Below are 13,853 nucleotides of genomic sequence, written 5' to 3'. Positions count from 1 at the left end.
TGCCTCCGGCGGTGCCCGGCCCCGGTTGTGCACGGTCTGCCGCCTTCTCGGAGGGTGGCACTGGTCGCCGCAACAACCTGAACAAAATAACTGAACGAGCGTCAAAGGGAGCGAAGCGGCATCGGCCCAAACCGTATGGGAGGAAACACAGTTCCCGCCAGGCCAGACACTCGCAACCCTGCCGAGCCCCTTTACGCCGCGGCGCGCGCTCCACCCTCGGTCGGCTGCAGCGCCTGTTCCAGCAGCGCCCAGTCCGCGCCCGGCCGGTGCGCGCCCTCGCTGAGCACCTGGCGGAACGCGCGGCCGCCCGGCTGGCCGTGGAACAGGCCGAGCAGGTGGCGGGCGATGTGCTTGAGCGCCACGCCATCGGCCAAGCGCGCCTCCACGTAGGGCCGCAGTGCGCGCAGCAGCTCGGCGCGCGGCCGCGGCGTGGTGCCGGTCAGGGCCGCGTCCAGCCGGTGCAGCACATAGGGATCGTGGTAGGCCGCCCGGCCCAGCATCACCCCGTCGACCGCGTCCAGCTGCGCCCGCGCCGTGTCCACGTCGGCCAGCCCGCCGTTGAGCACGATCCGCAGCTGCGGGCGCTCGCGCTTGAGCCGGTGAGCCCAGTCGTAGCGCAGCGGCGGCACCTCGCGGTTCTCCTTCGGCGACAGCCCCTGCAGCCACGCGTTGCGCGCATGCACCACGAACAGCCCGCAACCGGCGGCGGCGACCTGGTCGACGAAGGCGAGGAAGACCGCGTAGTCGTCGTCCTGGTCCACGCCCAGCCGACACTTCACCGTGACCGGGATGTCCACCGCCTGCACCATCGCCGCCACGCACTCGGCGACCAGCGCCGGCTCGCGCATCAGGCAGGCACCGAAGCGCCCGGCCTGGACCCGGTCGGACGGGCAGCCGCAATTGAGATTGACCTCGTCGTAGCCCCACTCCTGGCCGATCCGCGCCGCCTGCGCCAATAGCGCCGGATCGCTGCCACCCAGCTGCAGCGCCAGCGGATGCTCGACCGCATCGAAGCCCAATAGGCGCGCGCGATCGCCCAGCACCACCGCATTGGCGTGCACCATCTCGGTATACAGCCGCGCCGACGGCGCCAGCAGCCGGTGGAACACGCGGCAATGGCGGTCGGTCCAGTCCATCATCGGCGCGACGGACAGGCGCAGGGAAGCGGCGTAGCGCGCGGGCAGGTCGAAGGTCTGGAGCGGAAGCGTCATTGGGCGCGGCGGTGCTGCGCTGCCGCTTGCCGCGGGAGCGCCAGATCATTGGCTTTGGGATCAATAGCTTACACGTTCGCCGTGAACGTTGCCGGCCAACGTCGGCGAATTCACTTGGCGCTTGACCCGCCGCCGCATCCGGCCTATCGTGCGCTCGCCGAAGGTATCCATCGCTTCATTCGGATGAAGGGATGGATTTAAACGGGAATCCGGTGAAGGCCGGCGCCGCAAGCGCCTGCCCATTCCGGAGCTGCCCCGCAGCGGTGAATGGAAACGACCTCCGTCAATGGCACTGGGCCGGCGCATGCCGGCCTGGGAAGCGACGGACAGTAGGCGCGCAGCCGGCACGGTGCGCTCGTCCATCAGCCCGAATACCGGCCCCGGCCGGAGGACCTGTGCGTCCTCCGATTCGACCTGGCGTCTCCGCGGGGAGGCGGCCGGAAGCCGTGCCGTGGCCCTGCGCCGCGCCGCGCTCTTCCGCCTGCCCGCGTGGCGCCGGTTCGCCCGCGGGGGCGAAGGTCGCTGGCGTGGCGGGCGTCCCGTGCGAACGGGCGGACGGCGCGCGGTTCCTTCGTTCCTCAATGCCCATGAACGCAATGAGGAAACGCAAATGACGATCGTGACCAACCTGGGCTTCCCGCGCATCGGTGCGCGGCGGGAGCTCAAGCGTGCGCTGGAAAGCTACTGGCGCGGCGACAGCAACGGCGCAAGCCTGCAAGACACGGCGCGGCAGTTGCGCCAGCGGCACTGGCGGCTGCAGGTCGAGGCCGGGGTGGACCTGCCGCCCAGCAACGACTTCAGCCTGTACGACGCGATGCTCGACACCGCGTTCCTGTTCGACGCGATCCCGCAGCGCTACCGCGCGCTGGCCGATGCCGATCCGCTGGCCGGCTACTTCGCGATGGCGCGCGGCACGCAGGAGGACGGCTTGGACCTGCACGCGCTGGAAATGACCAAGTGGTTCGACACCAACTACCACTACCTGGTGCCGGAGCTGGCGCGGCGCCAGCATTTCCGCCTGCGCGGCGACAAACCGTTGGCCGAGTTCCTGGAAGCCAAGGCGCTGGGCATCACTACGCGGCCGGTGCTGATCGGGCCGGTGACCTTCCTGCTGCTGTCCAAGACCGTGGACGGCAGCGACCGCTGGGCGCTGCTGGACAGCCTGTTGCCGGCCTACGCCGAACTGCTGCAGCAACTCGACGCGGCCGGTGCCTCCTGGGTGCAGATCGACGAGCCGGCGCTGGTGCTGGATCTGGACCTCGCCGCGCGCGAGGCCTATGGCCGCGCCTATGCGTTCCTGGCCCAGGCGCCGCGGCCGAAGCTGTTGCTGACCACGTATTTCGGCGAGCTGGGCGACAACCTGGAGTTGGCCGCGGCGCTGCCGGTGGACGGCCTGCACGTGGACCTGGTGCGCGGCGTGGCGCAGCTGGACGCGGTGCTGCAGGCGCTGCCGGCCGACCGCGTGCTGTCGGCCGGACTGGTCAACGGCCGCAACGTCTGGCGCACGCCGCTGGACACCGCGCTGACCCTGGCACGTTACGCGGTCGGGCATGTCGGCAGCGAGCGCCTGTGGCTGGCGCCGTCGTGTTCGCTGCTGCACGTGCCGGTGGATCTGGAGCAGGAACAGCGCCTGGATCGCGAACTGCACGCATGGCTGGCCTTCGCCCGGCAGAAACTACAGGAACTGCGCACGCTGGCCGATGCGCTGCTGGACCTGCCGCACGCGCAGACCGAGCTGGCCGCGGCGCGCGAGGCGCTGGAGACGCGGCGTGCGTCGGCGCGCGTGCATCGCCCCGAGGTCGCACGCCGGGTGGCGGCACTGAGCGAGGATGCCGGGCGCCGGCAGTCGCCGTATCCGCAGCGGCGCGAGGCGCAGCAAGCGGCGTTGCGGCTGCCGGCCTACCCGACCACCACCATCGGCTCGTTCCCGCAGACCGCGCAGGTGCGGCAGGCGCGCGCGCAGCACAAGGCCGGCAAGCTCGGCGATGCCGAGTACGACGCGTTCCTGGCCGCGGAGACCGAACGCTGCGTGCGCGCGCAGGAGCAGCTCGGGCTGGACGTGCTGGTGCATGGCGAGTTCGAGCGCAACGACATGGTCGAGTACTTCGGCGAGCAGCTCGACGGCTTCGCCTTCACCAAGCACGGCTGGGTGCAGAGCTACGGCTCGCGCTGCGTGAAGCCGCCGATCATCTACGGCGACGTGCGGCGCCCGGCGCCGATGACGCTGCGCTGGACGCGGTATGCGCAGTCGCTGACCGACAGGCCGATGAAGGGCATGCTGACCGGGCCGGTGACGGTGCTGCAGTGGTCGTTCGTGCGCGACGACCAGGAACGCGCGCAGACCTGCCGGCAGATCGCGCTGGCGCTGCGCGACGAGGTGCGCGACCTGGAGGCGGCCGGCATCGGCGTGATCCAGATCGACGAGCCGGCGATCCGCGAGGGCCTGCCGCTGCGCCGCGCCGACTGGCAGGCCTACCTGGACTGGGCGGTGCAGTGCTTCCGCATCGCCGCGGCCGGGGTGCGCGACGCCACCCAGATCCATACCCACATGTGCTACTCGGAGTTCAACGACATCATCGAGGCGGTGGCGGCGATGGACGCGGACGTGATCTCGATCGAGACCTCGCGCTCGCGGATGGAACTGCTCGATGCGTTCGTGCGCTTCCGCTATCCGAACGCGATCGGCCCGGGCGTGTACGACATCCACTCGCCGCGCGTGCCCAGCACGCAGGAGATGGTGGCGTTGCTGGACAAGGCGCGCGCGGTGCTGGACCCGCAGCAGCTGTGGGTCAATCCGGATTGCGGCTTGAAGACGCGCGACTGGGCGGAAACGCGCAGCGCGCTGGAGGCGATGGTGGCCGCGGCACGGCAGCTGCGCGCGCAGCAGGCGCAAGCGGCGTAAGTCGGCGATGCGCCGACGATGCCCGGCGTGCTGCACGCCGGGCATCGCAACGGCAGGTGCCACGGCATGTCCGTTCGCGGCTATCGCAGCGCAGCGCTTGGCTCATGCGCCGGTCCTGGAAATAGGCTGCCCTACCCCACTGCGATGCGCTGCGGGCGGCTACACCGAACACCCGACATGCGGCAAAACACCCGCAGCTACAGGCCTTCAATTCACTCCGTCGTTGGCGCAGCGGCCGCCGGCACTTGCGCCGATACCGCAGCGTCAGTGCCGCCTGCAAACAACAGACTCAGTTGCTGCATGCGGCGATCGCGCCATACCTGCGCCGGCACCGGAACGCCTGTGCGCACTCCGGTCACCAGCGCCGGCACGTCCTGAGCGGCGCCGACCGCCCGGCCGTCGATCTCCAGCAGCACGTCCATCGGTTTGATCCCGGCATGCATGGCGACGCTCCCATCGATCACCTCCACGATCCATGCGCCGCGCGCGGAAGGAAGCCCGGTTGCCAACACCAGTTCCGCGGTGACCGGCGCGATGCGCACTCCGAGTGCTCTGGGTGCCGCAGCCGCAGCCGCAGCCGCAGCGGCTGCGCTCGGCGCTGCCGAGGCCGGCGCCGCCGCGGCCGCTGCAGGTGCACGGCCGCTCGGCATCCACGCCACGTCGGTGAACTTGGTGTTGAACCCGCCGAACAGCCTGCGGTAATCGCGGCTGGCCTTGCCCGCTTCCGCCTGCGTGTCGTACGCGGTGCAGGTGGTGCCTTCGTCCGGCAGGCCGTGCGCGCGCACGGTCTGCTTGAATTCCTCGGCGTACGCTGCGCTCTGGGCATACACCGCGAGCGGATCGGCGTCGGTCGGCATGGCGAAGATCTGGCTGGCGACGGTCCGCGCCAGGTCGCTGCGATCGGGAACGTCGACCTGGGTCTGGTAGCAGTAGAAATAGCGTGTGACCTGCGTCGGCACCTGCGCGGCGGCATTCCATGGCGGCGGCGTCCAGTCCACCTCGCGCCAGCTGCCGACCTTGATCAGCAACGGCCGCTTGCTCCACAGCGCGCGTTGCTGCTCGCGCTGCGCCAGGGCTTCGTCGCGGCCTGGGCCGAGCGCGCAGTCCTTGGTTCCGGCGCCGCCCAGGCTGCCGACATGCCGCAGGAAATCGCTGGCCAGTTCGTTGCTGCGCCGCAGCCAGCCGCTGGCGTCGTCGTGGTAGGACACCTCGACGACTGGCGAGGCCCAGACCTTGGCCGGCACTGTGCCGGTGTCGGTCACGCTGCAGTAGGCGAACCCGGTGCGGATCGGCGCAGGCGCTTGCGCGGCGACGACCGTGGGCGCAAGCCCGGCAAAGACAACAGAGAAAAGCACTGCAGCACGCAGCATCTGGACATCCCCCCTGGCTGTTCCAGCGTTCCCATCGGCACCGCAGTGCCGCCCCAACGCCGACACTAGCCGATCCGCGGCACCTGCACCACCACCGCGGCGCGGGAACCGCCGTAGTGCTGCAGCGCATGGTGGAACTGTCATCGGGGCGGGGTATAACGCAGTCACGTCGCGGCGAGGGGGCGCTGCATCCGCTGCGCAGGCGTGCGGTCGCATTGCGATCGGCGCACTGTCCGGCTTCGCACCGTTCAAGGAGAGAGCCATGTCGACGCTACCGAAGTTGTCCCTGCTGTCCACGCTGCTGCTGTCGCCGCTGCTCGCGCAGGCGGCCGATCTGGTTCCCAAGCAATTGGCCGGCCCGCCGGAGGAATTCGCGCAGATGCGCGCGCCGGCACCGGCCGAGGCGGCGATCCTGTCCAAGAGCGCGTTGCTGCCGGTGGAGTTCTCATCCGCACGCAGCGGCGCCGCTGCGCAATGGCAAGCGACGCTGCCGGTGGAGAACGGCAAGCTGCGCTTCGTGCTGCTGTCCGGCGCGCACGACTGGCAACCGCAGTTGCATGCCCCTGGCGCGGCGAACGCGCGCGCCAGCGCCGCCGGCATCGTGCCGAACGCCATCGCCACCCGCCTGGGCAGCGGCGACGCCGCACTGCCGGCGCGCGAATACCGCGTGGACGCTGCCGCCAACGGCAACTGGACCTTGACGTTGCGCGCCGACGGCACCGAGGCGCAACGCGGCTACCTGTTGATGGAAGGCGACGCGCGCACCCAGCTGGCGTCCTATCCCAGTGATCGCCGCCAACTGCACAGCGGCCAGCGCATCGGCCTGACTGCGATGCTCGGCGGCATCGACGGCCACGGCGCCACCGCGCTCGGCGCCACGGCCGGGCGCATCCGCGATGCGCAGCTGCGCGTGATCGCGCCCGACGGCACGGTGACGCAGTGGCCGATGGCCGACGACGGCCGCCATGGCGACGGCGCCGCCGGCGACGGCCTCTACGCCGGCGATTTCCCGGCGAAGGGCCCCGGCAGCTACGTCGCGCAAGTGGTGGTGCATGGCGAGGACGCCGCCGGCCAGGCGTTCGTGCGCACCGCCGAACACGTGCTGCCGGTGCTCGACACCAGCTTGCGCATCGCCGCCGACGCGGTGACGGCGAGCGCGCAGGACGGCACCCGCCTGATGCTGCCGATCCCGGTCAGCGCCGGCGGCCAGGCGCCGGCGCACTACCGTGTGCTCGGCGAACTGTGGGGCACCGGCCGCGACGGCAGCGCGGTGCCGGTGGCCTGGCTCGGCGGCATGCTCGCGCCGCAGGACGGGCGCCTGCCGCTGAGCGTGGACGAACGCTGGATCGTCCGCGCCGGCGCGCGCGCGCCGTTCACGCTGCGCAACCTGCGAATCGAGGACCCGGACCATTTCGTGCCGCTGGCCACGCGCGACACGCTGGCGCTGACCCTGCCGGCGCCGCGCCGCAGCAGCGTGGCGCGCGGCGGCGCGATCGACGCCAGCATGCGCATGGGCGAGCGCCCGGCCGCGCTGCTGCGCGCGGCGACCGATGCGCAGCCGCAGGCGACCGGTGCGCGGCTGCTGCTGGTGCATGGCTACTGCTCGGGCGGGGTGTGGCCGGTGGCGCAGTTCAGCAATGCCTCGGCGTTCCTGGACGTCAACCAGAACCGCAGCAACGACCAGTTCGCGCAACTGCTGGCGCAGTTCGGCAGTCAATGGAGTTCGTTCGGCACGGTGGCGCACAGCCAGGGCGGCATGGCCGCGCTGCACCTGTACAGCTACTACTGGAGCGGGCTGGACAACGCCAGCGGCGGCCGCGTCATGCAGTCGGTGGGTACGCCCTACCAGGGCACCAACCTGGCCGGCATCCTGGCCACGGTGGGCTCGTGGTTCGGCGTGGGCTGCGGCAGCAACAGCGACCTCAGCTACGACGGCGCCAAGGCCTGGCTGGCCGGCATCCCGACCTCGGCGCGGGCGCAGGTCAACTACTACACCACCTCCTTCGCCAAGACCAACTGGTACACCAACGACTACTGCAACGCGGCCTCGGACCTGGTGCTGGACGACCCGGAGGACGGCACCGTCGAGCAGGTCAACGCGCAGCTGCCGGGCGGGATCAACCGCGGCCATACCACCGGCCAGTGCCATACCACCGGCATGCGCGATCCGGCGCAGTACCTGGATGCCAACCGCAACGCGACGATGAACGCCAACGCGGCGCGGTGAGGGCCGGAATTGGGGAGTCGGGATTGGCAAAAGCGCTGCCCGGGCATGGAGGCCTGGTGCGGCGCCGATGCTGCTGGTGCCGTTTCGATCCCGATGCTGTTCTTTGTAGGAGCGGCTTCAGCCGCGACAGGTGCTCCCGGTAAGGCCCGTCGCGGCTGAAGCCGCTCCTACAGTCGTGCAAGAAATCCGCTAACGCGTCGCTTCAGCCACCGGCTCGCCGCTGCGCGCATCCGCACCGCCGCCGAGCACCTTGTACAGGGTGACGCGGTTGCTCGCCTCGGTCAGGCGCAGGGTGATCAGGTCCTGCTGCGCGGCGTACAGCGAGCGCTGCGAATCCAGGGCGTCCAGGTAGCTGTCCACGCCGTTGCGGTAGCGCGCGTCGGCCAGGGTGTAGCTGCGTTGGGTGACGGCGACCAGGGCGCGCTGCGCGTCCATGCGTTCGTCCAGTTGCGCGCGCGTGGCCAGCGCATCGGCCACTTCGCTGAAGGCGGTCTGGATCGCCTGCTCGTACTCGGCGACGTTGACGTCGCGGGTGATCTTGGACTCGTCCAGCTCGGCCTTGAGCGCGCCGGCACGGAAGATCGGCACGCTGATGCTGGGCACGAACGCCCAGGTGCGGTTGCCGGCATCGAACAGGCTGGACAACGCGGTGCTGCTGCGTCCGGTGGAGGCGGTCAGCGAGATGGTCGGAAAGAACGCCGCGCGCGCCGCGCCGATGTCGGCGTTGGCCGATTTCAGCGTGTGCTCGGCGTAGAGCACGTCCGGGCGCTGCAGCAGCACGCGCGACGGCAGCGGCGACGCTAGGGGCGCCAGCGCCACGCCGCTTTCCAGCGCGCTCGCCTGCGGCAACGTCTCCGCCGCCACCGGCGCGCCGACCACCAGGTCCAGCGCGTTGCGCGAAGTGGCCAGCTGCGTGGTGTAGCTGGCGACGTCGGCGCGTGCGGTCTCCACGCTGGTCTGCACCTGCGCCAGGTCCAGCCCGGAGACGATGCCCTGCTGGTGCTGCAGTTCGGTGAGCTGCAGCGTCCGCCGCTGGCTGGCCAGGGTCTGCTGCGCCAGCGCCAGGCGCTGCTGGTCGGCGGCCACGGTCAGCCAGTCGGCGGCGACCTCGGCGACCAGGCTCATGCGCGTGCTGCGCTGGGTCTGCGCGGTGGCCAGGTAGGTTTCCAGCGCCTCGTTCTTGAGGCTGCGGATGCGTCCGAACAGGTCCAGTTCCCAACTGCTGACGCCGACGTCGGCCGCATAGGTGCGCCCCACTTCGGAGCGTCCGCTGCTGCTGGTGGACGCGCTGCTGCGCGAGGCGCTCTGGCTGCCGCTGAGGTCCACCGACGGGAACAGGTCCGCGCGCTGGATGCGGTACTGCGCGCGTGCTTTGTCGATGTTGAGCACCGCCACGCGCAGGTCGCGGTTGTTGTCCAGCGCCTGCGCGATCACCTGCTGCAGGCGCGGATCCAGGAACACCTGGCGCCAGTCTAGCGTGGCCACGTCGGCGACGTCACCACCGGTGCTGGTGCCGCTGTCGGCGAAAGTGGCCGGCACAGGCGCGTCGGGACGGGCGTAGTTCGGCGCCATGCTGGCGCAGCCAGCGAGGACACCGGCGCAGGTCAGGGCCAGCGCGGTACGGGTCAGGGACACACGGATCACGGCGTTGCCTCCTTGCTGCGCAGCGGTTCCGGTTCGGCACGCTTGCCGGGGAACAGACTGCGCACGATCACGTAGAACAGCGGCACGAAGAAGATGCCGAGCATGGTCGAGATCAGGGTGCCGCCGAGCACGCCGGTGCCCAGCGAATGGCGACCGCCGGAGCCTGCGCCGCTGCTGATCACCATCGGCAGCACGCCGAGCATGAACGCCAGCGAGGTCATCAGGATCGGGCGCAGGCGCAGGCGCGCCGCATGCAGCGTGGCGTCGATCAGCGGCTGGCCCTTCTCCTCCAGTTCCTTGGCGAACTCGACGATCAGGATGCCGTTCTTGGCCGCCAGGCCCATCGTCGCCAGCAGGCCGACCTGGAAGTAGATGTCGTTGGACAGCCCGCGCAACCACGTCGCCAGCAGCGCGCCGACGATGCCCACCGGTACCGCCAGCATCACCGAGATCGGGATCGACCAGCTCTCGTACAGCGCGGCCAGGCACAGGAACACGAAGATCAGCGACACCGTGTACAGCATCCAGGTCTGCGCGCCGGAGGCCTGCTCCTGGTAGGACATGCCCGACCATGCGTAACCCACGTCCTTGCCCACTTTCCCGACCAGCCCGGCGATGCCGTTCATCGCGTCGCCAGAACTGATGCCGCTGGCGGCGCTGCCGGTGATCTCCATCGACTCGACCCCGTTGAAGCGGCTCAATACCTGCGGCGCATACGCCCACGCGCTGCTGGAGAAGGCCGAGAACGGCACCATCGCCTCGCTGCTGTTGCGCACGTACCAGCGGTCGATGTCGCTGGGCAACATGCGCGCGGCGGCGTCTCCTTGCACGTAGACGCGCTTGACCCGATTGTTGTTGAGGAAGTCGTTGACGTAGCTGCCGCCCATCACCGTGGCCAGCGTGGCGTTGATGTCGGAGGCCGCCAGGCCCAGTGCGCCGGCCTTGGCATCGTCGATCTGCACGCGGTAGGTCGGCGCGTCTTCCAGGCCGTTGAAGCGCACAGCGGTCATGTCCTTGTCGGCATTGGCCAGCTGCAGCAACTGCTGGCGTGCGGCGACCAGGGCGTCGTGGCCCTTGCCGGCCACGTCCTGCAGTTCCAGGGTGAAACCGGAGCTGGTGCCCAGGCCGTTGATCGCCGGCGGCGACAGCGCGAACACCTGCGCGTCGGGCAGCGTGCCCATCATCACCCCGGTGATGCGGTTGGCGACCTCCTGTGCGGAGGCATCGCGCTCGGCCCAATCCTTGAGCTTGATGAAGCCCATGCCCGAGTTCTGGCTGCTGCCTGCGAAGCTGAAGCCGGAGATGGTCATCACCCCCGCCACTTCCGGCTGCTTGAGGATGAAGCCGGTGGCCTGGTCGATCGACTGCTGAGTGCGCTGCTGGGTGGCGCCGGCAGGGGTGGTGAACATCACCATCAGCATGCCCTGGTCCTCTTCGGGCAGGAACGAGCTGGGCAGGCGCCAGAACAGCAGCGCCATCACCGCGAGCAACACCAGATAGACCAGCCCGCCGAGCTTGCGGTGGCCGATCAGCTTGCCCACGCCGCGGCCGTAGCTATCGGCGCCGCGATCGAAGCGGTCGTTGAACCAGCCGAAGAAGCGCCCGAGCAGGCCCTTGCGCGACACGTGGCCGCCCTGCTCGATCGGCTTGAGCAGGCTGGCGCACAGTGCCGGGCTCAGGGTCAGCGCCGCCAGCAGCGACAGCAGCATCGCCGCGGCGATGGTCACCGAGAACTGCCGGTAGATCTCGCCGGTGGCGCCGCCGAAGAACGCCATCGGCAGGAACACCGCGGTCAGCACCAGGGCGATGCCGACCAGCGCGCCGGTGATCTGCCCCATCGAGGTATAGGTCGCCTGCCGCGGCGACATACCCTCCTCGCTCATCAAGCGCTCGACGTTCTCCACCACCACGATCGCATCGTCCACCAGCAAGCCGATCGCCAGCACCATCGCGAACATGGTCAGGGTGTTGATCGAATAGCCGAGCAACGCCAACACGCCGAAGGTGCCCAACAGCACCACCGGCACCGCGATCACCGGCACCAGCGTGGCGCGCCAGTTCTGCAGGAACAGGTACATCACCAGCACCACCAGTACGATCGCCTCGAGCAGGGTCTTGACCACTTCCTCGATGGAGATGCGCACGAACGGCGTGGTGTCGTAGGCGACCTCGTATTTGAGTCCGGCCGGGAAATACGGCTTGAGCTGCTCCAGCTTGGCCTCCACCGCCTTGGCCGCGTCCAGCGCGTTGGCGCCGGTGGCCAGCTGCAGGCCCATGCCGGAGGCGGCCTTGCCGTTGTACTTGGAACTGGACGCATACGACTTGGAACCCAGTTCGACCCGCGCCACGTCGCGCAGGTACACGGTGGCGCCGCCGGCCTGCGACTTCAGCACGATCGCCTCGAACTGCGCCGGGGTCTTGAGCTTGCTGCGCGAGGTGACCGTGGCGTTGAGCTGCTGGCCCTGCGCTGCCGGCAGCGCGCCCAGCGCGCCGGAGGAGACGTCGGCGTTCTGCGCCGAGATCGCGTTGCTCACGTCCGAGGGCATCAGCGCATAGGTGCGCAGCTTTTCCGGGTCCAGCCACACCCGCATCGAGTATTCGGAGCCGAATACGTTGACTCCGCCGATGCCGTTGAGCCGGCTGATCGGGTCCTGCAGCGTGGACACCATGTAGTCGCCGATATCGGTGCTGTCCATGCTGCCGTCTTCGGAGGTGAAGGCCAGCACCATGAACATGCTGCTGCCGGCGGACTTGGTGACGGTCACGCCATTGCTCTGCACCGCCTCGGGCAGCATCGACTCGCCTTGCGCCACCTTGTTCTGCACCTGCACCTGCGCGGTGTCCGGATCGGTGCCGGAGTCGAAGGTCAGGGTGATCGAGGCGCTGCCGGCGGAGCTGCTGCTGGAGGACATGTACAGCAGGTTGTCCAGACCGGTCATCTGCTGCTCGAGGATCTGCGTCACCGAGTTCTGCACGGTCTCGGCGGAAGCGCCGGTGTAGGTGGCGCTGACGGTGATCGCGGGCGGGGCGATGTCCGGATACTGCTCCAGCGGCAGCGACAGGATCGAGATCGCGCCGGCCAGGGTGATGACGATCGCGATGACCCAGGCGAAGATGGGACGGTCGATGAAGAAACGGGCCATGGCGATTCCTCAGTCGGCCTTCGGCGCGGCCGCAGCGGCGCCTTGGGTGGCCGCGGGTGTCGTGGCGGCCGAGGTCACTTCCACCGCCTTGACCTGATCGCCGACCGCGACTTTCTGCAGGCCCTGCACGATGACCTTGTCGCCGACCTTCAGCCCGCCGCGCACCACCCATTTGTCGCCGATCGCATCGCCGGTGGTCAGCACGCGCTGCGCGACCTTGTTGTCGCTGCCGACCACCATCGCCACCGCCTCGCCCTTGCTGTTGCGGCTGATCGCCTGCTGCGCCACCAGGATCGCCTGCTCGTCCACCGCCATCGACAGCATCGCCTTGACGTACATGCCCGGCAGCAACAGACGATCGGGATTGGGCACCACCGCGCGCAGCTTGACCGTGCCGGTGGCGGTATCGACCGCGGCATCCACCACTTCCAGCGTGCCGCTGCGCGCGTAGGTGCTGCCGTCCTCCAGCTGCAGTTTCACCTCGGCCTTGCCGTCCACCGCCTTGAGTTGGCCGGCGTCGAGCTGGCGGCGCAGCTGCAGCAGTTGCGCGCTGGACTGGGTCACGTCCACGTACATCGGATCGAGCTGGTTGATGGTGGCCAGCACGTCGCTCTGGCCGGCGCTGACCAGCGCGCCCGGCGTGTAGCTGGAGGTGCCGATGCGGCCGTCGATCGGCGCGGTGATGCGGGTGTAGTCGAGATTGATCCGCGCGGTCTGCAGCGAGGCCTTGGCCGCGACCACGGCCGCCTCGTTCGAGCGCAGCGTGGCCACCGCGTCGTCGCCGTCCTGCTGGCTGACCGCGTCCAGCGCGACCAGAGTCTGGTAGCGCTGCGCCTTCGGCCTGGCCGACAGCACCGCCGCCTCGGCCTGGGCCAGGTCGCCCTTGGCGGTGTCGTACGCGGCCTGGTAGCTGGCCGGATCGATCTCGTACAGCACCTGCCCGGCCTTGACGTCCTGGCCTTCGGTGAACAGCCGCTTGCGCAGGATGCCGCCGACCTGCGGACGCACCTGCGAACTCATGTACGCCACGGTGCGCCCGGCCAGGGTCTGGTCCATGGCCAGCCGCTGCGCGCGCACCGTCTGCACGCCGACCTGCGCCTGCGGCCGCTGCGGCGGCTGCTTGGAAGAACATGCGGCCAGCGCCACGGCGATGGCGCCGGCCAGCCACCAGCGCGAGGACGAAACAGGGAAGCGACGGGCGACGACGGGCAGCATGCGGCGAACTCACGGTTTATCCGAATGTAGCCACGCTACGGCGCGAATGTGCAGCAAATTTGGAGATTGCCGGCAGCGGCGCGGATTCGCTTGATTTCCCCTGCGGCGGCGCGGCTAATACGCAGCATCCCCCGTCGCCGC

At 69.7% G+C, this 13,853-nt stretch carries 7 protein-coding genes and 1 riboswitch; of the genes, 2 read left to right on the top strand and 5 right to left on the bottom strand.

Annotated features, from left to right (window positions below; translation table 11 throughout):
* Nucleotides 1-191: 191 nt before the first annotated feature.
* On the bottom strand, nt 192-1,211 hold the full coding sequence (gene dusA / locus J2Y70_RS19865) for a tRNA dihydrouridine(20/20a) synthase DusA (RefSeq protein WP_309921567.1): 1,020 nt from the start codon (nt 1,209-1,211) through the stop codon (nt 192-194).
* Nucleotides 1,212-1,355: 144 nt separating this feature from the next.
* Nucleotides 1,356-1,609, top strand: a riboswitch (cobalamin riboswitch).
* 212 nt (nt 1,610-1,821) lie between these two features.
* Here dusA and metE point away from each other — a divergent pair.
* Nucleotides 1,822-4,113 (top strand): 5-methyltetrahydropteroyltriglutamate--homocysteine S-methyltransferase, encoded by a 2,292-nt coding sequence (gene metE / locus J2Y70_RS19860; RefSeq protein ID WP_309921564.1) that lies wholly within the window; start codon nt 1,822-1,824, stop codon nt 4,111-4,113.
* Nucleotides 4,114-4,325: 212 nt separating this feature from the next.
* On the opposite strand, the gene J2Y70_RS19855 is transcribed toward metE, so the two are convergent.
* Entirely contained in the window at nt 4,326-5,747 is a 1,422-nt protein-coding gene (locus tag J2Y70_RS19855) for a PDZ domain-containing protein (protein ID WP_309921561.1), read from the bottom strand.
* On the opposite strand from J2Y70_RS19855, the gene J2Y70_RS19850 reads away from it, so the two are divergent.
* A complete protein-coding gene (locus tag J2Y70_RS19850) occupies nt 5,746-7,710 on the top strand; it encodes a choice-of-anchor X domain-containing protein (protein ID WP_309921558.1) in 1,965 nt (654 codons plus the stop codon). The genes J2Y70_RS19855 and J2Y70_RS19850 overlap by 2 nt on opposite strands.
* A gap of 189 nt (nt 7,711-7,899) precedes the next feature.
* On the opposite strand, the gene J2Y70_RS19845 is transcribed toward J2Y70_RS19850, so the two are convergent.
* The 3 genes from J2Y70_RS19845 to J2Y70_RS19835 are packed head-to-tail and all read right to left on the bottom strand — an operon-like array spanning nt 7,900 to nt 13,712.
* Nucleotides 7,900-9,351, bottom strand: coding sequence for an efflux transporter outer membrane subunit (locus tag J2Y70_RS19845; protein WP_309921741.1), 1,452 nt, complete (start codon nt 9,349-9,351; stop codon nt 7,900-7,902).
* Nucleotides 9,351-12,497 carry an efflux RND transporter permease subunit gene (locus tag J2Y70_RS19840; protein WP_309921555.1) on the bottom strand — a complete coding sequence of 1,049 codons (3,147 nt, stop codon included), beginning with the start codon at nt 12,495-12,497 and terminating at the stop codon, nt 9,351-9,353. Before J2Y70_RS19840 ends, J2Y70_RS19845 begins: the two co-directional genes overlap by 1 nt.
* 9 nt (nt 12,498-12,506) lie before the next feature.
* Nucleotides 12,507-13,712: an efflux RND transporter periplasmic adaptor subunit gene (locus J2Y70_RS19835; RefSeq protein WP_309921553.1), complete on the bottom strand. Its 1,206-nt coding sequence runs from the start codon at nt 13,710-13,712 to the stop codon at nt 12,507-12,509.
* Between the last annotated feature and the right edge of the window lie 141 nt (nt 13,713-13,853).

Source organism: Xanthomonas sp. 1678 (assembly GCF_031455575.1).
GTDB lineage: Bacteria > Pseudomonadota > Gammaproteobacteria > Xanthomonadales > Xanthomonadaceae > Xanthomonas_A.
The sequence above is the reverse complement of the archived record's forward strand: the minus strand, read 5'-3'. Positions and strand labels throughout refer to the sequence as shown.

Bases quoted from the DNA above. Each gene is read 5' to 3' on its own strand.
- dusA (WP_309921567.1), bottom strand. From the start codon at position 1,211: ATGACGCTTCCGCTCCAGACCTTCGACCTGCCCGCGCGCTACGCCGCT.
- metE (WP_309921564.1), top strand. From the start codon at position 1,822: ATGACGATCGTGACCAACCTGGGCTTCCCGCGCATCGGTGCGCGGCGG.
- J2Y70_RS19850 (WP_309921558.1), top strand. From the start codon at position 5,746: ATGTCGACGCTACCGAAGTTGTCCCTGCTGTCCACGCTGCTGCTGTCG.
- J2Y70_RS19855 (WP_309921561.1), bottom strand. From the start codon at position 5,747: ATGGCTCTCTCCTTGAACGGTGCGAAGCCGGACAGTGCGCCGATCGCA.
- J2Y70_RS19840 (WP_309921555.1), bottom strand. From the start codon at position 12,497: ATGGCCCGTTTCTTCATCGACCGTCCCATCTTCGCCTGGGTCATCGCG.
- J2Y70_RS19835 (WP_309921553.1), bottom strand. From the start codon at position 13,712: ATGCTGCCCGTCGTCGCCCGTCGCTTCCCTGTTTCGTCCTCGCGCTGG.